Source organism: Mycobacterium sp. Dal123C01 (genome assembly GCF_052566995.1).
Map to the genome: position 1 here is coordinate 5557234 of NZ_CP199580.1, position 20252 is coordinate 5577485.

The following is a 20252-nucleotide window of genomic DNA, read 5'->3' on the forward strand; positions in this document are numbered from 1 at the left end:
TCGCCCCAACGACCGAGGCTGCTGAAATGACGGACACTTTCTCCGACTCAAACACCTCCCGCTCACGCGCAAAACGGCGCGGCCGCAAAACCGGTGTCGGGATGCAACCACACAAGCGCACCGGGATCGACATCGCCATGGCGGTGCTGACCCCGATCGTCGGCCAGGAGTTCCTGGACAAATACCAGCTGCGCGACCCGTTCAACCGGGGCCTGCGCTACGGCACCAAAACTTTTTTCTCCACTGCCGGCGCTGCTTCCCGGCAGTTCAAGCGGGTCCAGAACCTCCGCAGTGGACCGACCCGGCTCAAGTCCAGTGGTAAGGACTACTACGACCTGAGGCTCGACGACGAACAGAAGATGATCGTCGAGACCCTCGATGAATTCGCCGAAGAAGTGCTGCGGCCCGCGGCGCCCGGCGCCGACGCGGCGGCGAGCTATCCACCCGACCTGATCGCGAAGGCCGCAGAACTGGGCATCACCGCGATCAACATCCCCGAGGACTTCGAGGGCATCGCCGCACACCGCTCCAGCGTGACCAATGTGCTGGTGGCCGAGGCACTGGCCTATGGCGACATGGGTCTGGCGCTGCCGATTCTGGCACCGGGCGGCGTGGCGTCCGCGCTGACCCACTGGGGCAGCGCCGACCAGCAGGCCACCTATCTGCCCGCGTTCGCCGGGGAGAATGTCCCGCAGGCCTGTGTGGCGATCGCCGAACCGCAACCGCTGTTCGACCCCACCCGGCTGAAGACCACCGCGGTGCGCACACCGAGCGGATACCGGCTCGACGGCGTGAAGTCGTTGGTCCCGGCTGCGGCCGACGCCGAGCTGTTTATCGTCGGCGCCCAACTGAACGGCAGGCCGGCACTGTTCATCGTCGAATCGTCCGCCAAAGGCCTTACCGTCAAGGCGGATCCGAGCATGGGTATCCGCGCCGCGGCCCTGGGCCGGCTCGAGCTCTCCGGGGTGTCGGTGCCGCTGAATGCCCGGCTGGGCGAAGACGAAGCCACCGACGACGACTACTCCGAGGCGATCGCGCTGTCCCGGCTGGGCTGGGCGGCGCTGGCAGTCGGCACCTCGCACGCGGTACTCGACTACGTCATCCCGTACGTGAAGGAACGCGAGGCGTTCGGCGAGCCCGTCGCCCATCGTCAAGCCGTGGCCTTCATGTGCGCCAACATCGCCATCGAGCTGGACGGGCTGCGGCTGATCACCTGGCGCGGCGCGGCGCGTGCCGAACAGGGGCTCGCGTTCACCCGCGAAGCCGCACTGGCCAAGCGGCTTGGCGCCGACAAGGGCATGCAAATCGGCCTGGACGGCGTGCAACTGCTCGGCGGCCACGGCTACACCAAAGAACACCCGGTCGAGCGTTGGTACCGCGACCTGCGGGCCATCGGTGTCGCCGAGGGCGTTGTCGTCATCTAGCTCCGCACGTCACTAGCGAAAGACCAATCATGGCAATCAATTTGGAACTGCCCCGCAAAATGCAAGCGGTGATCGACAAGGCACACCAGGCCGGCGCGGAGATGATGCGGCCCATCGCCCGCAAATACGACCTCAAGGAGCATGCGTACCCGGTCGAGCTCGACACGTTGGCCAGCATGTTTTCCGGAGCCGCTGAGTCCAACGCGCTGGGCCTTGCCGGAGCGGACGCCTTCCGGGGTAGCGAAAGCAAGGAAGAGAACCGCAACGGGGCCAACATGGCGGCGGTGTTACAGACTTTGGAGGCCTGCTGGGGCGACGCGGCAATGATGCTGTCGATTCCCTATCAAGGCCTGGGCAACGCGGCGATCAGCGGAGTGGCCACCGACGAGCAGCTGAGCCGGCTGGGCCGGGTGTGGGCGGCGATGGCTATCACCGAACCCGGCTTCGGCTCCGACTCCGCGGCGGTCTCCACCACCGCCAAGTTGGACGGCGACGAGTACGTCATCAACGGCGAAAAGATTTTCGTCACCGCGGGTTCGCGGGCCACTCACATCGTGGTGTGGGCGACGCTGGACAAGTCACAGGGCCGCGCGGCGATCAAATCGTTCATCGTGCCGCGCGAACATCCCGGTGTCAGCGTCGAGCGGCTCGAGGACAAGCTCGGCATCAAGGGCTCCGATACCGCGGTCCTGCGTTTCGACAATGCCCGGATACCGAAAGACAACCTGCTGGGCAATCCCGAAATCGAGTCCGGCCAAGGGTTTTCCGGCGTGATGGAGACCTTCGACAACACCCGCCCGGTCGTGGCGGGTATGGCGATCGGCATTGCCCGTGCCGCGTTGGAAGAGTTACGCAAGATCCTGACCGAGGCCGGAGTGGAGATCTCCTACGACCAGCCCTCGCACGCCCAGAGCGCGGCCGCGGCTGAATTCCTGCGGATGGAGGCCGACTGGGAGTCCGCCTACCAGCTGACGCTGCGCGCGGCCTGGCAGGCCGACAACAAGATCCCCAACTCCAAAGAAGCATCGATGGCCAAGGCCAAGGCCGGCAGGGTGGGCAGCGATATCACCTTGAAGGCTGTCGAATTAGCCGGCACCGCAGGCTATTCGGAGCAGACGCTGTTGGAGAAGTGGGCGCGTGATTCGAAGATCATGGACATCTTCGAGGGCACCCAGCAGATTCAGCAGCTCGTGGTCGCCCGCCGCCTGCTGGGCCTCTCGTCCGCCCAACTCAAGTAGCGATCGGACGCGGCGGGTCGACCTCGCCGTCGGGCCCTCGGCTGCGGTCGCGCGTCGAACGCGTGGCGGCATCAGGCAGCGATTGCGTTCAGCTGCTCACGAGTGTCTTCGTCGAGCTCGATCGAAGCGACGTCCAAGTTCTCCTCGAGGTGGCGCACCGAGGAGGTACCCGGAATCAGCAGCACGTTGGGTGCCACGCTCAGCGTCCATGCCAACGCGACCTGCGCGGGTGTGCACCCGAGTCGTTCGGCGGTGTTGCCCACCAGCTCGTGACTGAGCACCGGGTTCGGCTGCGTGAAACCCGCCCCCAGTGGGAAGAACGGAACGAACGCGATTCCCCGCCTCGTGCACTCCTCTAGCACTGCGGCCGAGTCCCGGAGAACGAGATTGAAAGCATTTTGTACACAAGCGATCTCGGTGCGATCTAATGCGTGCAGCAGGTGCTCACGGTTGATGCCGCTCAGCCCTATCCCGCCGATCAGTCCCTCGTCGCGGGCATCAATCATGATCGAGAGCTGATCGTCGAACAGCTGGTCTGGCCCGTCGCTCTCGAAGAGCCGCAGATTGACCGCGGCCAACTGCTCGACACCGAGGGTTCGCAAGTTCGCTTCGATGTCGCGGCGCAGGTCGGCCGGCTCGCTGACCGGCAGCCAGGCACCGGCGTCATCGCGACGCCCGCCGACCTTGCTCACCAAAGCCAAGTTCTCCGGGTACGGGTGCAGCGCCTCGCGGATGAGCTCATTGGCGACGTCGGGGCCATAGAACTGGGCGGTGTCGATGTGGTCGACGCCGAGTTCGACGGCCCTGCGCAACACCGCCAGCGCCTCGTCACGATCGCGCGGAGGCCCCATCACACCGGGACCAGGCAGTTGCATAGCCCCGAAGCCGATCCGGGCTACCGAAAAGCGACCAAGCGGGAAGGGATCCATAGGGTGAGGTTAGCGTCGACGTATGGACACTTTTCACGCGCTGGTAGCCCGCCAAGACGGTGACCGGATCACCGCGTCGGTCGAGACGCTCAGCCAGTCCGACCTGCCGCCCGGTGAAGTGACGATCCGGGTGCTGTATTCCAGCGTCAACTACAAGGACGCGCTGGCGTTGACGCCGAAGGGCGGCGTCGTCCGCGATTATCCCATCGTTCCCGGAATCGACCTGACCGGCGAAGTCGTCGAGTCGCAGTCGCCGGACTTCAGCGTCGGCGACCAGGTGCTGGCCCACGGGTATCAGATCGGCACTGGCCACCACGGCGGCTACGCCGAGTACGCACGGCTGCCGGCCGACCAGGTGGTGGCGCTCGGCGCATTGAGTCCGCACGAGGGCGCCGCCATCGGCACCGCCGGCTTCACTGCCGCGATGAGCGTGCAAGCGCTGATCGATTGGGGCCTCACACCCGACGGCGGACCCATCGTCGTCACCGGCGCCTCCGGCGGTGTGGGCTCGGTCAGCGTGGACCTGCTGGCCGCCGCCGGCTATCAAGTGGTGGCCTCCAGCGGTAAGGAAAAGGCCGCCGGATTGCTGAAAGAGCTTGGCGCTACTGAGGTTATCGGCCGGCTGCCCGCCGATCCCGGGGCCAAGCCGCGACCGCTGGCCAAGACGCGTTGGGCGGGCGGGGTGGACTGTGTCGGGGGCGCGACGCTGGCCGATGTGCTCAGCACCATCGACTACGGAGGGGCGGTGGCGGCCAGCGGCCTCACCGGCGGGCCCGCGCTGCACACCACGGTGATGCCGTTCATCCTGCGCGGCGTCGCCCTGCTCGGCATGGACTCGGTGCTGATGCGGATTGCGCGGCGCCGCAAGCTGTGGGCGCAGCTCGGCGACTCGCTGCGGCCACGGCACCTGGACGCGGTCACCAGCGATGTCGACGTCAAAGACGTCGTCGCGGTGCTGGATCAACTGCGCGCGGGCACCTACTCCGGCCGCGCGGTGGTACGAGTCGCCGGTGGATTCTGAGCTGGCAGTAGGCTATTCGAGTGCTGGCCGGAGGCTTCCGGCCCTATCGATGACGGAGGCAGCATGCGTGCAGCACGGGTGATTCGGTTAGATGGTCCGGACGCGGTCGAGGTGGCCGAGGTCGACGAACCCACCGGCGACGGGGTCGTCGTCGACGTGCACGCCGCCGGCGCAGCATTCCCCGACGCGTTGCTCACCCGCGGTCTCTACCAGTACCGCCCGGATCCGCCGTTCGTGCTCGGAGCCGAAATCGCCGGGGTCGTACGCTCGGCACCCGACAACGCTCATGTTCGTCCCGGCGACCGGGTCGTCGGCCTGACGATGCTCACCGGCGGGATGGCCGAGGTGGCCGTGTTGTCACCCGACCGCGTGTTCAAGCTGCCGGACAACGTGAGCTTCGAGGCGGGAGCCGGCCTGCTGTTCAACGACCTGACGGTGTACTTCGCGCTGACGGTGCGCGGCCGCCTGCAAAAGGGCGAGACGGTGCTCGTGCATGGCGCAGCCGGCGGGATCGGAACGTCGACGCTTCGGCTGGCGCCGGCACTCGGGGCGTCCCGCGTCATCGCGGTGGTCAGCACCGAGGAGAAGGCCGAGATCGCCACCGCCGCAGGCGCGACCGACGTGGTGTTGGCCGAAGGCTTCAAGGATGCGGTGCAGAAATTGACCAGTGGCCGCGGCGTCGACATGATCATCGACCCGGTCGGCGGTGACCGGTTCACCGACTCCCTACGCTCGCTTGTTCCGGGGGGCCGGCTGCTGGTTATCGGCTTCACCGGCGGTGAGATTCCCACCGTAAAGGTGAATCGGCTGCTACTCAACAACATTGATGTGGTTGGTGTCGGCTGGGGTGCCTGGACGGCGACGCACCCCGGGGCGCTGGACGAGCAGTGGGCCGGCCTCGAGCGCCTACTCAGCTCGGGCCAATTGCCTCCCCCGCAGCCGGATGTCTACCCGCTCGAGCAAGCCGCCGCCGCGGTCGCGTCGATGGAGAACCGCACCGCCAAAGGAAAAGTTGTGCTGCGCATCCGCTGAACCCGGCACCGTTGAATCGACGACACTTAAACCTCTGCGAAGACACGCCGGAGCGGTTCGCAACGGATTAAGTCTCGGTGGACATGCCGGCTGAGGCGGCAGCACAGGCCCTTGTGCGGCAGCAAAAGGAAAAGTAATGTCACTTTCAGTTTTGTAGTCAGCTCCGAGGAGTGCGATTCATGGAATCCTTTGTCCACCTGCGCAAAGGCAGGACACCGCAACGCCTGCACGCCGACCTCGACGGACTCAAGGACGACGAGCTGGGCCGGGGCGGCTTCACCGGACGCACGGCCAACATCTACCGCCGCCACGACCCCACCGCCTACCGGTCGGTCGGACCGCTGCGCCCGATCGACGTGCTGTCCAGCGAGCTCAAGCCCAGCGATGCCACCGACGCCAACGGCGGGCCGCTGCTGATGTTCAGCAACGACGACTGCCGCGTTCTGCTGAGCCGTCGCGCCGAGCCGATGCCGTTCTTCGCCCGCCACGTCGACGGGGATCTGCTGTGCTTCGTCCACCAAGGCGCCGGGCTGCTGGAGACCGAGTTCGGCCCGCTTCGCTACCGGGAAGGCGACTGGGTCTACATCCCGAAGGCGTGCACGTGGCGCCAGCTGCCGGATCGCGAGACCACACTGTTGATGATCGAGGCGACCGACGAATTCCGGGTGCCACCGCCCGGCCCGCTGGGCCGGCACTTCCCGTTCGACCCCTCGCAGGCCACCATCCCCGAGCCGGCCCCGAGCGAGGATGATGGCCGCGACGAGTACGAGGTCCGGCTCGTCCACGACGGTGGCCCGACAACGCTGTTCTACCAGCACAATCCGCTCGACGTCGAAGGATGGCGCGGCGACAACTTCGCCTTCACCTTCAACATCGCCGACTACAACGTCATCACCTCCGACAGTGTCCACCTGCCGCCTACCGTGCATCTGTTCATGCAGGCCACCGGCGTCTACGTGATGAACTTCCTGCCCAAGCCCGCCGAAGGCGTCCCCGGTACCGAACGCACGCCCTGGTATCACCGCAACGTCGACTACGACGAAATCGCGTTCTTCCACGGCGGCTCGCTCTATGGCATTCCGATGCCTCCTGGCCTGATTTCCCATGCGCCGCAAGGGGTTCACCACGGCGCGCCGGAAAAGGCGCGCGAACGAGCACGCCGTAAGTTCGACGAGCATTCCCGAGTCGACTGGCAGGTCATCGCCATCGACACCCGCCGCCGCCTGACACCGTCGGCGGAGGTACTCGCCCACGACCTCGGACAACACTGACATGGGGAGCACGCAAACCGTGAAGCACGCCGTCAAGCACGACTACGAACGGATTCCCTATCTGGTTGCCTTCCAGAACAATTCCGGCGTCCGGGATGTCTACGGCGGGCTGGCCGAAATCACCGTGCTGGAGAGCTATCTGCTCAAGCCGAAAGACAAGCCGTCGGACACGGTGCTGGTGTTCATGCACCCGATCGGCGGCGGCGCATACCTGCCGATGATCAACGCGCTGGCCCGGGCCGGCCACCACGTCATCTACTGCAACAGCCGGTTCCGCGGCACGGATTCGGCCCTGCTGATGGAGAAGGTGGTCGAAGATCTCGGCGAGTGCATCAAGGACGCCAAGAACCGGCTGGGCTACCCCAAGGTGGTGTTGGCCGGGTGGAGTGGCGGCGGCTCGCTGTCGGTGTTCTACCAGCAACAAGCCCAGCACGCGACGATCACGTCGAGCCCGTCCGGCGACGGCCCGGACCTGACCGCGCTGGAGCTGCCGGCCGCCGACGGCATCATGCTGCTGGCCGCGCACATCAGCCGGCACGGCACGCTGACCGAATGGCTCGACGCGTCCATCCTCGACGAATCCGACCCCACCAAGCGTGATCCCGAGCTGGATCTGTACAACCCCGACAACCCCAACCAACCGCCCTACTCCCAGGAATTCCTGGCCCGGTACCGTCAAGCTCAGATCGACCGCAACCGCCGCATCACCGCATGGGTCAAAGAGAAGCTGGCTGAATTGACCGCCCAGGGCCGCCCCGACGACGAGTTCGGATTCGTCGTGCACGGCACGATGGCCGACCCCCGATGGCTGGATCCCACCGTGGATCCCAATGAGCGCACCCCGGGGACCTGCTACCTGGGTGACCCTCAGGTGGTGAACATGAGCCCGGTCGGGCTGGGCCGCTTCTCGACATTGCGCGGCTGGCTATCGCAATGGAGCTACGACGACGCCCGCGGCGACGGCGTCGACGCCGGGCGCGACATCGCGATCCCCGCGCTGGTGATCGGCAACCTGGCCGACGACGCCTGCACACCCAGCCACACCCGGCGGCTGTTCGAGGCGATCGGGCATCCCGACAAGGAGATGCACGAAATCCCCGGCGCTACACACTATTACGCTGGCCAAGACCAACGCGACAAGCTGCGCCAGGCCGTTGACGTCGTCACCGACTGGCTGATCCGGCACGATTTCGCGAGCACGGAATGAGCGTTAGCGGACCGCTGGACGGCATCCGGGTGCTTGAACTCGGCACCTTGATCGCGGGTCCGTTCGCCGGCCGCTTGCTTGGGGACATGGGCGCCGAGGTCATCAAGGTGGAACCGCCGGGCGCCCCGGACCCGCTGCGCACCTGGGGCCAAGCCGAACTCGACGGGCACCACGTGTTCTGGACGGTGGCCGCGCGCAACAAGAAAGCCGTCACGCTCGACCTGCGCCGGCCGCACGGCCGAGAACTGTTCCTCGAGCTCGTCGAGAAGTCCGACATCGTGGTGGAGAACTTCCGTCCGGGAACACTGGAGAAGTGGAACCTGGGCTACGACGTGCTCAGCGCACGCAACCCGGGCATCATCCTGGTCCGGGTATCCGGCTACGGGCAGACCGGACCCGACGCGCACAAGGCGGGCTACGCCTCGGTGGCCGAGGCCGCCAGTGGACTGCGGCACCTCAACGGTTTTCCGGGTGGACCGCCGCCCCGGATTGCGCTCTCCCTCGGCGACAGCCTGGCCGGCATGTTCGGTGCCCAGGGCGCGATGGCCGCACTCTACCGCCGCAGTGTGACCGGCCAAGGCCAGGTCGTCGACGTCGCGCTGACCGAATCATGTTTAGCCATCCAGGAATCCACGATTCCCGACTACGACGTCGGTGGCGTGGTGCGCGGCCCGTCGGGCACCCGGCTGGAAGGCATCTCGCCATCCAACATCTATCGCAGCGCCGACGATTCCTGGATGGTGATCGCCGCCAACCAGGACACCGTGTTCGCCCGGCTGTGCACGGCGATGGGACGCCCGGAGCTGGCCGGCGACGACCGGTTCGCCACGCACGGCGCCCGCGGCCGCAACCAGGACGAACTCGACAAGATCATCAGCGCGTGGGCCGCCGAGCGGCAGCCCGCAGACATCGTCGAAACCCTCAGTGCCGCGGGCGTGATCGCGGGTCCGATCAACACCGTCGCGGAGGTGGTCGAAGACCCTCAGCTGCGAGCGCGCGGAATGCTGGTCGAGCACTACGACGAACGCATCGGGCGCAATGTCTTGGGGCCCGGTGTCGTTCCGGTGCTGTCGGAATCGCCGGGTGGAGTTCGCAGCGCCGGGCCGGCCCGTCCGGGACAACACAATAACGACGTCTATGTGGAGCTGCTAGGCAAAACCGCCGCAGAGCTCGAGGAGTTGCGCAGTGAGGGGGTGCTGTGAAACCAACCCAGAATACCCACGTCGATATCCGTGAGGTGTCGCTGCGCGACGGCCTGCAGATCGAGAAGCCAATCCCGTTGTCGGCCAAGCTGGAACTGCTTGCGGCGGTGGCCGCCACCGGCGTACGCGAGGTGGAGGCCACGGCTTTCGTGTCCCCGACGAAGGTGCCGTCGATGGCCGATGCCGCCGAACTCGCCGCGCAGCTACACAACTACCCCGACATCGAATTCTCCGCCCTGGTCGCCAGCCCGAACGGCGCCAAGCGCGCCGTTGCCGCGGGGCTGCGGTCGATCGAATACGTGGTGGCCGCCGACGACACATTCAGCAAGGCCAACGTCGGGCGTACCAGCACGGAGGCCACCGACCAGATCGACGAGATCGTCGCGATCGCGCACGGCAGCGACGTCACCGTCGAGGTCGTGATCGCCACCGCATGGGACTCACCGTTCGAAGGCCCCACCCCGCCGCAGCGGGTGCTCGACATCGCGGCGGCCGCCCGCGACCGTGGGGCCGACCGCCTGTCGATCGCGGACACCATCGGCACCACCACGCCGGGCCGGGTGAGTTCGCTGATCTCCCAACTACGTCCGGTGATCGGCGACTTGCCGCTGGGTGCACACTTCCACAACACCCGCGGTGCCGGGCTGGCCAGCGCGTATGCGGCGGTCAGTGCCGGAGTCACCCGGCTGGACGCCTCGGTCGGCGGCCTGGGCGGTTGTCCGTTCGCGCCGGGGGCCACCGGCAACATCGCCACCGAGGATCTGGTCTACCTGCTGACCGATAGCGGTATCGATGTCGACGTCGACCTGCGGGCGGCGATTGCCGCAGCCGATGTCGCGAAATCGGCTGTCCGCCATGACCTGCCGAGCGCGCTGCTGCGCGCCGGCGACCGGATCAGGAACTGATGGGCGTGCCCGCCCCCGAATCGTCGCGGGCGCTGACATCCAAAGGTCGCCAGACCAGGCAGGCCATCGAGCAGGCAGCGCGAAAACTGTTTGCCGAAAGGGGCTTTCACGGCACTACACTGGCCGACATCACCTCGGCCGCGGGGAAATCACCGGCGGTGTTCTACCGGTATTTCGCCGATAAGGAAGACCTGCTCGCCGCCCTGGCGGAGTCTTTCCTGCACGATGTCGTGGCCCCGTCCGGGTTGAGCGTGCATCTGCCAGACTCTCCAGACGACTACGCCTTCTTCACATCGGTGGTCACCGGATACTGGAACATCTTCAAGCAGAACATCGGCATCATGATCGCCGTGGCGCAACTGGCCACCACCCAGCAGCGGTTCGCCGCCGTGCAGAACGAGTTTCGGCGCTTTGGCATGGACATCGTGGCCGCTTCGGTCCGCCGCGCCCAGGAGCAGGGTTACGGCGCCGAGCTCAACCCGCAACACACCGCGGCGGCCATCGCGCTGCTGTTCGAGAACTTCACCACCGTCTTTGTCGGGCAGTCCGGCCTCGGATTGGAGATCGGAGACGAGGACGCGATCGCCACCCTGTCGACGGTTTGGAAGAAGACTCTGTACGGCGCATAACGAGAGATCTTGAGGAGATCACCGTGGATTTCACTCTCCCAGAACACCTTCCGGGCGTACTGGCCGAGATGGATGCGTTCATCGAGACCGAGATCAAGCCGCTGGAACGCGAAAACATCCAGTATTTCGACCAGCGCCGAGAGCATGCGCGTACCGATTGGGACAATGACGGTATCCCGACGCGGGAGTGGGAGGACCTGCTCTCCGAGATGCGCAGACGAGCCGACAAGGCGGGCTGGCTACGCTACGGATTGCCGACCTCGCTGGGCGGGCGCGACGGTACCAACATCGACATGGCCGTGATCCGGGAGCACCTGGCGCACAAGGGACTTGGTCTGCACAATGACCTGCAGAACGAGTCGTCGATCGTCGGCAACTTTCCCCAGGTGATCATGATGGAGCGCTTCGGTACCGATGAGCAGCGCCGGGCGTGGTCGGAGGCGCTGATCACCGGGGAGCGGTCCATGGCCTTCGGGCTTACCGAGCCCCAGCACGGATCCGACGCGACCTGGCTGGAAACCCATGCCGAACCCGACGGCGACAGCTGGGTGATCAACGGCTCCAAGCGGTTCAACACTGGGGTCCACCGGGCGACCCATGACTTGATCTTCACCCGCACCTCCGGTGAGCCGGGGCAAGCCCGGGGCATCACCGCGTTTCTGGTCCCGACCGACACGCCTGGGTTCAACGTCCCCTACTACTGGTGGACGTTCAATATGCCCACCGACCACGGCGAAGTCGAGTTGACCGATGTGCGGGTGCCCGCCGACGCGATCCTCGGCGAGGTGGACCGCGGCCTGGAGGTCGCGCAAACGTTCCTGCACGAGAACCGGATTCGCCAAGCCGCGAGCAGCCTGGGCGCGGCCCAATACTGTATCGACCGCGCCGCCGAATATGCCGGCAAGCGAATAGTGTTCGGTAAGCCGCTGGCGGTCAACCAGGCCGTGCAATGGCCGCTGGCCGAGCTGCAGACCGAAGCGCAGATGGTGCGGCTGCTGGTGCAATACGCCGCCTGGCATTTGGATCGCAACCACCACATGGAGGTGTCGGACAAAGTCTCGATGGCGAACTATCGCGCCAACCGACTGGTCTGCGACGCTGCCGACCGCGCCATGCAAGTCTATGGCGGCCTCGGTTACAGCCGTCATGAGCAGTTCGAGCACATCTACCGCCACCACCGCCGCTACCGGATTACCGAGGGGGCCGAGGAAATTCAGATTCGCCGAGTGGCGCAGCGGCTGTTCAAGTTTGGCAAGCAGTGACCGACGCTGAAGCGCTGGACACGAAACTGGCCACGGTGCTGGCGGCGGCCCTCGGCGATCCGACCACTGTCGAGAATCTGCGGGCGCTCACCGGTGGGGCCAGCCGCACCACCTGGGCGTTCGACGCAGTCACCGGCGCCCAACGCCGCGCGCTGATCCTGCGCACTGGCCCACCCGACGACGTGCACGCGGGCATGGAGCTCGAAGCCCGGTCACAGGCCGCCGCTGCCGCCGCCGGGGCACCGGTCCCCCACATTCTGGTCGCCGACGATTCGCTTGCCGCACTGGGCAATCCATTTCTTGTCTGCGACGAGATCAAGGGCGAGACCATCGTCCGGCGCATCGCGCGCCAGCTCGACACCGCCGACGGGTGCGCGCGCCGAACCGAGCTGCTCCGGCAGTGCGCGCAGGCACTGGCCGCCATTCATCGTGCCGACGCGGACATTCCGGGCCTGGAGTACGAGGACCAGCTCGTGGAGTACCGCGAGCGGCTGGACGCGATGAACGACACCACCGCCACCTTCGAATGGGCGTTTCGCTGGCTGGCCGCCCACCGTCCGCCACCGTCGGCGAGGGTTCTGGTGCACGGGGACTATCGGATGGGGAACCTCATCGTCGAAGGATCCAATCTGGCCGCGGTCCTCGACTGGGAGCTGGTACATCTCGGCGAGGCCTACGAAGACCTGGCGTGGTTCTGCATCCGCGCCTGGCGGTTCGGCGCCCCGGCCAGCCTCGGCGCCGGCGGCCTCGGCAGCATCGAGAACTTCGTGCGCGCCTACGAGCAGGCCAGCGCCACTACCGTCGACCGAGTGGCGCTGCACTGGTGGCTGGTGCTGGCCACGCTGCGTTGGGGCGTCATCTGCCGCTACCAGGCGGAGCGGCATTTGAGCGGTCAATCCCGCTCGGTCGAACTAGCGGCGATCGGCCGCCGCGTGAGCGAAACGGAGTGGGACATCCTCAACCTGCTCGAGGAGGCGCCCGGCGACGATGCGCGCCGCGCAGCGGCGCGAGGAGAAGGCGGGCAATCGGGGCCGAGCTCATGATCGGCGCCTACGGTCGCCCGCTGGCGGCCGAACTCGTGGCCGCGGTGGCCGAATTCCTGGAAACCGACGTCCGGGCGGCGACCAGCGGACAGGTCAATTTCCACTCCAGGGTGGCCGCCAACGCATTGCGCATCGTCGAGCGCGAACTGCTCGACGAGAGCGAGGCCGAATCGCGGGCCGCGCTGGCCGGCTTGGGTTTCCCCGACGAGGAACAACTTGCCGCCGCCATCCGGGCCGGCGAACTCGACGAGCGTGCCGCGGACGTCCTTTCCGGCCTGAGGACCCTGGTGCGAAATCGGTTAGCGGTTGCCCATCCCGGATACGACAGCGAATAGGAGCCTGCCATGCCCGTTGCCACTGCTGAGGTGGTCGTCGACACGGCCGACCGGCTGTTCACGGCGATTGTCAAAGGCGACAAGCCCGCGGTTGATCGGCTGTGGAGCGACGACATCGCGGTCTGGCGGGTGGGCGCCAGCCGGGATAACGACAAGGCCCGCGCACTGCGAGTCATCGACTGGTTCATCACGGTGACCGCAACGCGCCGCTATGAGATCCTCGATCGCCAACTCTTCGACGACGGATCGATCAGCGGCTTCGTCCAGCAGCACGTCCTGCACGCCACCGGCCATGCCGGCCAATCGATCTCCATGCGTGTTTGCATCGTGATCCGGGTGGGCACAAACGGATTGATCGACCGGATCGACGAGTACTTCGACCCCGCCGAGATAGCACCACTGATGAGGTGAGACAGACGATGACGACGCTGGAAACACTGCTGAATGATCCCGACCTGGCCGGGGTGTGGAACATCGTTCCGGACCGGTCGGCCGTCACCTTCAAGATCAGGAACATGTGGGGCCTGGTGAACGTCAAGGGCCGCTTCACCGAATTCGCCGGCGACGGACAGCTCACCGGCAAGGGCGCCGTCTTCGGCCGCCTCGACATCCGTGCCGCGTCGTTGAACACCGGCATCGGCCGTCGCGACGAGCACCTGCGCTCCGCCGACTTCTTCGATGTCGAACGCTTTCCCGAGATCAGCGTCGTCATCACCGCGGTGCACCCCACCGAAGGCAAAGCCGCAGAACTGCGGGCCGGCTTCACCATCAAAGGTGTCACCGCGCCACTGACACTGCCCATCACCGTCACCGAAGCCGGCGACGGTTCGATCCAGATCTCTGGCGAGACCACGATTGATCGATCCCAGTTCGACATCGGCTGGAACAAGTTCGGCATGATCGCGCCGACGGCCAGGGCAGCGGCCCAGGCCGTTTTCGTGCGGTCTGGCCAATAAAGCCGGTCGGGCAGCAGTAGCATCTGCAGCGTGCCCGACGCCACCATCGCCCTGCGGATACTCGTCTACAGCGACAACCCCAACACCCGCGAAAAAGTGAAGCGGGCATTGGGCAAACGCCTGCACCCGGATCTGCCCGAGTTGAACTACGTCGAGGTGGCGACCGGCGCGATGGTGATTCGCACCATGGACGAGGGTGGCATCGACCTGGCCATCCTCGACGGGGAAGCGACGCCGACCGGCGGTATGGGAATCGCCAAACAGCTCAAAGACGAACTCGAGACGTGCCCACCGATCCTGGTGCTCACCGGACGTCCCGACGACGCGTGGCTGGCGAACTGGTCACGCGCCGAAGCCGCGGTGCCGCACCCCATCGACCCCATGGAGCTGGGTCGCACGGTGCTCGGATTGCTGCGCGCACCCGCCGTATAGCCCGCCGCCGGCACGAGTAGTCCAACCCGCGCAATTGCCCAGTCGATGGGCCGGCCGTCGACGCCACTTGTCGTCTAAACGCGGCGGAGACCGCAGCCGGGCAGTTAGCATCACCCCGAGCACGCGCCCCAGCCACAACGACGCTATGTTGAAGATCACTGTGGCGGGCTACAGACCCTGCCAGTCACAGCAGCCCGGTTGCCGCCTGGTCGCTTGTAGGCGGCCCATACGACGGATCTTGGAGCGAGTTGAACGTCTACATACCCATCCTGGTGCTAGGCGCAATCGCCACCGCCTTTGCTGTGGGCTCGGTAGTGATCGCAAGCCTGGCCGGCCCATCGCGTTACAACAAGTCAAAGATGGCGGCCTACGAATGTGGAATCGAGCCGACCGAAACGTCGGTGAGTGGCACGCATGCCACGCCCGGACAGCGTTTTCCGGTGAAGTATTACCTAACCGCAATGCTCTTTATCGTCTTCGACATCGAAATCGTGTTCTTGTATCCCTGGGCAGTCAGTTACGACGCATTGGGATCGTTCGCTCTGGTCGAGATGGTGGTGTTCATGCTCACGGTCTTCGTGGCCTACGCCTACGTGTGGCGCCGCGGCGGCCTGACATGGGATTGAGGTAAGAACGTGGGCCTGGAAGAGCAGCTACCCGCCGGCATCCTGCTGGGGACTGTCGAGAAAATCGCCGGCTTTGTCCGCAAGAACTCACTGTGGCCGGCAACGTTCGGACTGGCCTGCTGCGCGATCGAGATGATGGCAACGGCCGGACCACGGTTCGACATCGCACGGTTCGGCATGGAGCGGTTCTCGGCCACACCCCGGCAGGCCGATCTGATGATCGTGGCCGGGCGGGTCAGCCAGAAGATGGCCCCGGTGCTGCGCCAGATCTACGACCAAATGGCAGAACCCAAATGGGTACTGGCCATGGGCGTCTGCGCCTCGTCCGGCGGAATGTTCAACAACTATGCCATCGTTCAGGGCGTTGACCACGTGGTTCCGGTGGACATCTACCTCCCCGGCTGCCCGCCCCGTCCGGAGATGCTCTTGCACGCAATCCTCAAGCTGCACGAGAAGATTCAGGAAATGCCGCTGGGCGTCAACCGCGAGCAAGCCATCACTGCAGCCGAGCAGGCGGCGCTGGGGGCCCGGCCCACCATCGAGATGCGTGGACTACTGCGATGAGCTCACCGGACCACGACCCGAAGGTAGCCGCCAGCGAGGTGGGCGGCACAGTGCCAGCGCCCGACGACGACGTGATCAACGTGCGCCGCGGCATGTTCGGGATTTCGGGGTCGGGTGACACGTCCGGATACGGACGCCTGGTACGGGAGGTCACGCTCCCGGGCAGCAGCCCCCGGCCGTACGGCGGTTATTTCGACGACGTGGTCGACCGGCTGGCCGACGCGCTGAAGGCCGGCGACATCGAATTCGAAAACGCCATAGAGAAAGTCGTCGTCGACCGCAACGAACTGACCCTGCACGTCCGCCGCGAGGCATTGCCACAGGTCGCCCAACGTCTTCGCGACGAACCCGCACTGCGCTTCGAGATGTGCCTGGGTGTCAACGGCGTGCATTACCCGCACGAGACGGGCCGCGAGTTACACGCCGCCTACCCGCTGCTGTCGATCACCCACAATCGCCGTATCCGGCTGGAAGTGTCTGCGCCCGACGGTGATCCGCACATCCCGTCGCTGTTTGGGATCTACCCGACCAACGACTGGCACGAGCGCGAGACGTATGACTTCTTCGGCATCATCTTCGACGGGCATCCGTCGCTGACCCGCATCGAGATGCCTGACGACTGGCACGGCCATCCGCAACGCAAGGACTACCCGCTCGGCGGTATTCCCGTCGAGTACAAGGGTGCACAGATACCCCCGCCCGACGAGCGGAGAGCGTACAACTAATGGGCACAATCACTGACTCGACGCACGATGGCGGCGCCGAAACCGTCGTGGTCGCCGGCGGACAGGACTGGGGGCAGGTCGTCGAGGCCGCGCGCGCCGCGGATCCCGGTGAACGCATCGTGGTCAACATGGGGCCCCAGCACCCCTCCACGCACGGGGTGTTGCGGCTGATCATCGAGATCGAAGGCGAAACCGTCACCGAGGTCCGCTGCGGAATCGGCTACCTGCACACCGGAATCGAGAAAAACCTCGAATACCGGTACTGGACGCAGGGTGTCACCTTCGTGACCCGAATGGATTACCTGGCACCGTTTTTCAACGAGACCGCCTACTGCCTCGGGGTCGAGAAGCTGCTTGGCATCACCGACGAGATCCCGGAGCGGGTCAACGTCATCCGGGTGATGATGATGGAGCTCAACCGGGTTTCCTCGCATCTGGTCGCGCTGGCCACCGGCGGTATGGAACTGGGCGCCATGACCCCGATGTTCGTTGGCTTCCGAGGGCGCGAGATCGTCCTCACCCTGTTCGAAAAGATCAGCGGTTTGCGGATGAACAGCGCCTACGTCCGCCCCGGCGGTGTGGCACAAGACCTTCCACCCAACGCGGAAGCCGATATCGTCGAGGCCCTCAAGGGGCTCAAGCAAGTGCTGCGCGAAATGGGCGATCTGCTCAACGAAAACGCCATCTGGAAAGCGCGCACTCAGGACGTCGGCTACCTCGACTTGGAAGGATGCATGGCGCTGGGCATCACCGGCCCGATCCTGCGTTCCACCGGCTTACCGCACGACCTGCGCAAAAGTGAGCCTTACTGCGGGTACCAGAACTACGAGTTCGACGTGATCACCGCCGACACGTGTGATTCCTACGGGCGCTACATCATTCGCGTCAAAGAGATGTGGGAGTCACTCAAGATCGTCGAGCAGTGCCTGGACAAGCTGAGGCCAGGGCCGACCATGGTCGAAGACCGCAAGATCGCCTGGCCCGCCGACTTGACGGTAGGGCCCGACGGCATGGGCAACTCACCCGAGCACATCGCCAAGATCATGGGCGGCTCGATGGAAGCATTGATCCACCACTTCAAGCTGGTCACCGAGGGCATCCGGGTCCCGGCCGGCCAGGTCTACAGCGCGGTCGAATCACCACGTGGAGAACTCGGCGTGCACATGGTCAGCGACGGCGGAACCCGTCCTTACCGCGTGCACTATCGGGATCCGTCATTCACCAATCTGCAGGCGGTCGCCGCGATGGGCGAGGGCGGGATGGTCGCCGACTTGATCACCGCGGTCGCCAGCATCGACCCGGTCATGGGCGGAGTCGACCGATGACGGCGCCCGTGGGTGGCTCTGGCGAGCGGGTGTTCATCCGGCTCGGCCCGCCGCCCGAAGAACCCAACCAATTCGTGGTTGAAGGTGCGCCGCAGTCGTATTCACCCGAGGTCCGGGCCCGGCTGGAAGTCGACGCCAAGGAGATCATCGGCCGTTACCCCAACAAGCGTTCCGCGCTGTTGCCGTTGCTGCACCTGGTCCAATCCGAGGACTCCTACCTGACCCCGGCCGGCCTGGAGTTCTGCGGCGAGCAGCTCGGGCTGACCGGCGCCGAGGTCTCGGCGGTGGGCAGCTTCTACACCATGTACCGGCGCGGACCCACCGGCGATTACCTGGTCGGCGTGTGCACCAACACGCTGTGCGCGGTCATGGGTGGCGACGCGATATTCGACGCGCTCAAAGAGCATCTCGGCGTCGGCAACGACCAGACCACCTCCGATGGATCGGTCACCTTGCAGCACATCGAATGCAACGCCGCGTGCGACTTCGCCCCGGTGGTGATGGTCAACTGGGAGTTCTTCGACAACCAGACACCGGACTCGGCACGCGATCTCGTCGACTCGCTGCGGGCCGGCAAGCCAGCAGCACCCACCCGCGGTGCTCCGTTGTGCGTATTCCGCGAGACGTCACGCATCCTGGCGGGCCTCCCCGATGAGCGCCCCGATCAAGGCCAGGGCGGCGCCGGCCCGGCCACGCTGGCCGGACTGCAGGTGGCCAAGGAGCACGGCATGCAGGCGCCGGATCCCCACGCCACGTCGGCTGGGGAAGGAGAGTAATGGCCGCCCCTACCGCGCCCGGCGAGCAAGCGACGCCGTTGACCCCGGTGATCAGCCGGTACTGGGACGACCCCGAGTCGTGGACCTTGGAAACCTATCGCCGCCACGATGGCTACCAGGCCATGCAGAAAGCATTGGCGATGGAGCCCGACGCGGTGATCGGCACCGTGAAGGACTCCGGCCTGCGCGGCCGCGGTGGCGCCGGCTTCTCGACCGGCACCAAGTGGTCGTTCATTCCGCAGGGTGACACCGGCGCGGCAGCCAAACCGCACTATCTGGTGGTCAATGCCGACGAGTCCGAACCCGGTACGTGTAAAGACATTCCGCTGATGCTGGCGACACCGCACCTGCTCGTCGAGGGCGTCATCATTGCCTCGTACGCGATCCGGGCCAGCCATGCGTTCATCTACGTGCGCGGTGAAGTGCTGCCGGTGTTGCGCCGCCTGCAGAACGCGGTGGCCGAGGCCTACGCGGCCGGTTACCTGGGTCGCGACATCGCCGGCTCCGGCTACGACCTGGAGCTGGTGGTACACGCCGGCGCCGGCGCCTACATCTGCGGCGAGGAGACCGCGCTGCTGGACTCCCTCGAGGGCCGGCGCGGCCAGCCCCGGTTGCGCCCGCCGTTCCCCGCGGTGGCCGGGCTCTACGGCTGCCCCACAGTGATCAACAACGTCGAGACCATCGCCAGCGTGCCGTCGATCATTCTCAACGGCGTCGAATGGTTCCGGTCGATGGGCAGCGAAAAATCGCCTGGCTTCACGCTGTATTCGCTGTCCGGGCACGTCACCCGCCCCGGCCAGTACGAGGCTCCGCTGGGCATCACACTGCGCGAGTTGCTCAACTACGCCGGCGGGGTCCGCGCCGGACACCGCCTCAAGTTCTGGACGCCCGGCGGGTCGTCGACACCGCTGCTCACCGAGGAACACCTCGACGTGCCACTGGATTACGAGGGGGTGGGTGCTGTCGGCTCGATGCTGGGCACCAAGGCGCTGGAGATCTTCGACGAGACCACGTGCGTGGTGCGCGCGGTGCGGCGCTGGACCGAGTTCTACAAACACGAATCGTGTGGGAAGTGCACGCCGTGCCGCGAGGGCACGTTCTGGCTGGACCAGATCTACGAACGACTGGAAACCGGCAGGGGCACCGTCGATGATCTCGACAAGCTGCTGGACATCTCCGACGCGATCCTGGGAAAGTCGTTCTGCGCGTTGGGCGATGGCGCCGCCAGCCCGGTGATCTCGTCGATCAAGCACTTCCGCGACGAGTACATCGCCCACGTCGAAGGAGGCGGCTGCCCGTTCGACCCACGAGACTCCATGCTTACGGCAAACGGAAAGGCCTGACGCCCTC

General features: G+C 65.9%; 22 protein-coding genes. 21 read left to right on the forward strand and 1 reads right to left on the reverse strand.

Features of this window, described 5'->3' with window-relative positions; translation table 11 throughout:
- Positions 1–26 precede the first annotated feature (26 nt).
- Both ACTXG5_RS25975 and ACTXG5_RS25980 read left to right on the forward strand, forming a co-directional pair.
- A complete protein-coding gene (locus tag ACTXG5_RS25975) occupies positions 27–1424 on the forward strand; it encodes an acyl-CoA dehydrogenase family protein (protein ID WP_445161513.1) in 1398 nt (465 codons plus the stop codon).
- Positions 1425–1453: 29 nt separating this feature from the next.
- Entirely contained in the window at positions 1454–2662 is a 1209-nt protein-coding gene (locus ACTXG5_RS25980) for an acyl-CoA dehydrogenase family protein (protein WP_445161514.1), read from the forward strand.
- Between the two features lie 71 nt (positions 2663–2733).
- Here ACTXG5_RS25980 and ACTXG5_RS25985 read toward each other — a convergent pair whose 3' ends face one another.
- Positions 2734–3591, reverse strand: a complete 858-nt coding sequence (locus ACTXG5_RS25985) for an oxidoreductase (RefSeq protein WP_445161515.1) — start codon at positions 3589–3591, stop codon at positions 2734–2736.
- Positions 3592–3613: 22 nt separating this feature from the next.
- On the opposite strand from ACTXG5_RS25985, the gene ACTXG5_RS25990 reads away from it, so the two are divergent.
- The 19 genes from ACTXG5_RS25990 to nuoF all read left to right on the forward strand — a co-directional run bounded on the left by ACTXG5_RS25990 (position 3614) and on the right by nuoF (position 20245).
- On the forward strand, positions 3614–4612 hold the full coding sequence (locus ACTXG5_RS25990) for an acrylyl-CoA reductase family protein (protein ID WP_445161516.1): 999 nt from the start codon (positions 3614–3616) through the stop codon (positions 4610–4612).
- 63 nt (positions 4613–4675) lie between these two features.
- Positions 4676–5644, forward strand: coding sequence for an NADPH:quinone oxidoreductase family protein (locus ACTXG5_RS25995; RefSeq protein WP_445161517.1), 969 nt, complete (start codon positions 4676–4678; stop codon positions 5642–5644).
- 179 nt (positions 5645–5823) lie between these two features.
- Positions 5824–6915: a homogentisate 1,2-dioxygenase gene (locus tag ACTXG5_RS26000; protein WP_445161518.1), complete on the forward strand. Its 1092-nt coding sequence runs from the start codon at positions 5824–5826 to the stop codon at positions 6913–6915.
- 1 nt (position 6916) lies between these two features.
- Positions 6917–8122, forward strand: a complete 1206-nt coding sequence (locus ACTXG5_RS26005) for an alpha/beta fold hydrolase (RefSeq protein WP_445161519.1) — start codon at positions 6917–6919, stop codon at positions 8120–8122.
- The gene (locus ACTXG5_RS26010) at positions 8119–9324 is read left to right on the forward strand and encodes a CaiB/BaiF CoA transferase family protein (RefSeq protein WP_445161520.1); all 1206 of its coding nucleotides are present in this window, start codon (positions 8119–8121) and stop codon (positions 9322–9324) included. The genes ACTXG5_RS26005 and ACTXG5_RS26010 overlap by 4 nt, the downstream gene beginning before the upstream one ends.
- Positions 9321–10229, forward strand: a complete 909-nt coding sequence (locus ACTXG5_RS26015) for a hydroxymethylglutaryl-CoA lyase (protein WP_445161521.1) — start codon at positions 9321–9323, stop codon at positions 10227–10229. The genes ACTXG5_RS26010 and ACTXG5_RS26015 overlap by 4 nt, the downstream gene beginning before the upstream one ends.
- Entirely contained in the window at positions 10229–10858 is a 630-nt protein-coding gene (locus tag ACTXG5_RS26020) for a TetR/AcrR family transcriptional regulator (protein WP_445161522.1), read from the forward strand. The genes ACTXG5_RS26015 and ACTXG5_RS26020 overlap by 1 nt, the downstream gene beginning before the upstream one ends.
- Positions 10859–10881: 23 nt before the next feature.
- Positions 10882–12120 (forward strand): acyl-CoA dehydrogenase family protein, encoded by a 1239-nt coding sequence (locus ACTXG5_RS26025; protein WP_445161523.1) that lies wholly within the window; start codon positions 10882–10884, stop codon positions 12118–12120.
- Positions 12117–13163 (forward strand): phosphotransferase family protein, encoded by a 1047-nt coding sequence (locus ACTXG5_RS26030; protein ID WP_445161524.1) that lies wholly within the window; start codon positions 12117–12119, stop codon positions 13161–13163. The genes ACTXG5_RS26025 and ACTXG5_RS26030 overlap by 4 nt, the downstream gene beginning before the upstream one ends.
- Positions 13160–13498 carry a DUF6285 domain-containing protein gene (locus ACTXG5_RS26035; protein ID WP_267731436.1) on the forward strand — a complete coding sequence of 113 codons (339 nt, stop codon included), beginning with the start codon at positions 13160–13162 and terminating at the stop codon, positions 13496–13498. Before ACTXG5_RS26030 ends, ACTXG5_RS26035 begins: the two co-directional genes overlap by 4 nt.
- A gap of 9 nt (positions 13499–13507) precedes the next feature.
- Complete coding sequence (locus tag ACTXG5_RS26040; RefSeq protein WP_445161525.1) at positions 13508–13909, forward strand: nuclear transport factor 2 family protein; 402 nt, start codon at positions 13508–13510, stop codon at positions 13907–13909.
- 8 nt (positions 13910–13917) lie between these two features.
- A complete protein-coding gene (locus ACTXG5_RS26045) occupies positions 13918–14454 on the forward strand; it encodes a YceI family protein (RefSeq protein ID WP_445161526.1) in 537 nt (178 codons plus the stop codon).
- Between the two features lie 30 nt (positions 14455–14484).
- Complete coding sequence (locus tag ACTXG5_RS26050) at positions 14485–14886, forward strand: Rv3143 family two-component system response regulator (protein ID WP_445161527.1); 402 nt, start codon at positions 14485–14487, stop codon at positions 14884–14886.
- Positions 14887–15134: 248 nt separating this feature from the next.
- Positions 15135–15512: an NADH-quinone oxidoreductase subunit A gene (locus ACTXG5_RS26055; RefSeq protein ID WP_313864544.1), complete on the forward strand. Its 378-nt coding sequence runs from the start codon at positions 15135–15137 to the stop codon at positions 15510–15512.
- A gap of 9 nt (positions 15513–15521) precedes the next feature.
- The gene (locus ACTXG5_RS26060) at positions 15522–16076 is read left to right on the forward strand and encodes a NuoB/complex I 20 kDa subunit family protein (protein WP_445161528.1); all 555 of its coding nucleotides are present in this window, start codon (positions 15522–15524) and stop codon (positions 16074–16076) included.
- Entirely contained in the window at positions 16073–16801 is a 729-nt protein-coding gene (locus tag ACTXG5_RS26065) for an NADH-quinone oxidoreductase subunit C (protein ID WP_445161529.1), read from the forward strand. Before ACTXG5_RS26060 ends, ACTXG5_RS26065 begins: the two co-directional genes overlap by 4 nt.
- Entirely contained in the window at positions 16801–18126 is a 1326-nt protein-coding gene (gene nuoD, locus ACTXG5_RS26070) for an NADH dehydrogenase (quinone) subunit D (RefSeq protein WP_445161530.1), read from the forward strand. The genes ACTXG5_RS26065 and nuoD overlap by 1 nt, the downstream gene beginning before the upstream one ends.
- Positions 18123–18902, forward strand: coding sequence for an NADH-quinone oxidoreductase subunit NuoE (nuoE, locus tag ACTXG5_RS26075; RefSeq protein ID WP_445161531.1), 780 nt, complete (start codon positions 18123–18125; stop codon positions 18900–18902). Before nuoD ends, nuoE begins: the two co-directional genes overlap by 4 nt.
- Positions 18902–20245 carry an NADH-quinone oxidoreductase subunit NuoF gene (nuoF, locus tag ACTXG5_RS26080; protein ID WP_445161532.1) on the forward strand — a complete coding sequence of 448 codons (1344 nt, stop codon included), beginning with the start codon at positions 18902–18904 and terminating at the stop codon, positions 20243–20245. The genes nuoE and nuoF overlap by 1 nt, the downstream gene beginning before the upstream one ends.
- The last annotated feature ends 7 nt before the right edge of the window (positions 20246–20252 follow it).

Excerpts from the sequence above, each read along its gene's own strand:
- ACTXG5_RS25975 (WP_445161513.1), top strand. The coding sequence starts at position 27 with ATGACGGACACTTTCTCCGACTCAAACACCTCCCGCTCACGCGCAAAA.
- ACTXG5_RS25980 (WP_445161514.1), top strand. The coding sequence starts at position 1,454 with ATGGCAATCAATTTGGAACTGCCCCGCAAAATGCAAGCGGTGATCGAC.
- ACTXG5_RS25985 (WP_445161515.1), bottom strand. The coding sequence starts at position 3,591 with ATGGATCCCTTCCCGCTTGGTCGCTTTTCGGTAGCCCGGATCGGCTTC.
- ACTXG5_RS25990 (WP_445161516.1), top strand. The coding sequence starts at position 3,614 with ATGGACACTTTTCACGCGCTGGTAGCCCGCCAAGACGGTGACCGGATC.
- ACTXG5_RS25995 (WP_445161517.1), top strand. The coding sequence starts at position 4,676 with ATGCGTGCAGCACGGGTGATTCGGTTAGATGGTCCGGACGCGGTCGAG.
- ACTXG5_RS26000 (WP_445161518.1), top strand. The coding sequence starts at position 5,824 with ATGGAATCCTTTGTCCACCTGCGCAAAGGCAGGACACCGCAACGCCTG.
- ACTXG5_RS26005 (WP_445161519.1), top strand. The coding sequence starts at position 6,917 with ATGGGGAGCACGCAAACCGTGAAGCACGCCGTCAAGCACGACTACGAA.
- ACTXG5_RS26010 (WP_445161520.1), top strand. The coding sequence starts at position 8,119 with ATGAGCGTTAGCGGACCGCTGGACGGCATCCGGGTGCTTGAACTCGGC.
- ACTXG5_RS26020 (WP_445161522.1), top strand. The coding sequence starts at position 10,229 with ATGGGCGTGCCCGCCCCCGAATCGTCGCGGGCGCTGACATCCAAAGGT.
- ACTXG5_RS26035 (WP_267731436.1), top strand. The coding sequence starts at position 13,160 with ATGATCGGCGCCTACGGTCGCCCGCTGGCGGCCGAACTCGTGGCCGCG.
- ACTXG5_RS26040 (WP_445161525.1), top strand. The coding sequence starts at position 13,508 with ATGCCCGTTGCCACTGCTGAGGTGGTCGTCGACACGGCCGACCGGCTG.
- ACTXG5_RS26045 (WP_445161526.1), top strand. The coding sequence starts at position 13,918 with ATGACGACGCTGGAAACACTGCTGAATGATCCCGACCTGGCCGGGGTG.
- ACTXG5_RS26065 (WP_445161529.1), top strand. The coding sequence starts at position 16,073 with ATGAGCTCACCGGACCACGACCCGAAGGTAGCCGCCAGCGAGGTGGGC.
- nuoD (WP_445161530.1), top strand. The coding sequence starts at position 16,801 with ATGGGCACAATCACTGACTCGACGCACGATGGCGGCGCCGAAACCGTC.
- nuoE (WP_445161531.1), top strand. The coding sequence starts at position 18,123 with ATGACGGCGCCCGTGGGTGGCTCTGGCGAGCGGGTGTTCATCCGGCTC.
- nuoF (WP_445161532.1), top strand. The coding sequence starts at position 18,902 with ATGGCCGCCCCTACCGCGCCCGGCGAGCAAGCGACGCCGTTGACCCCG.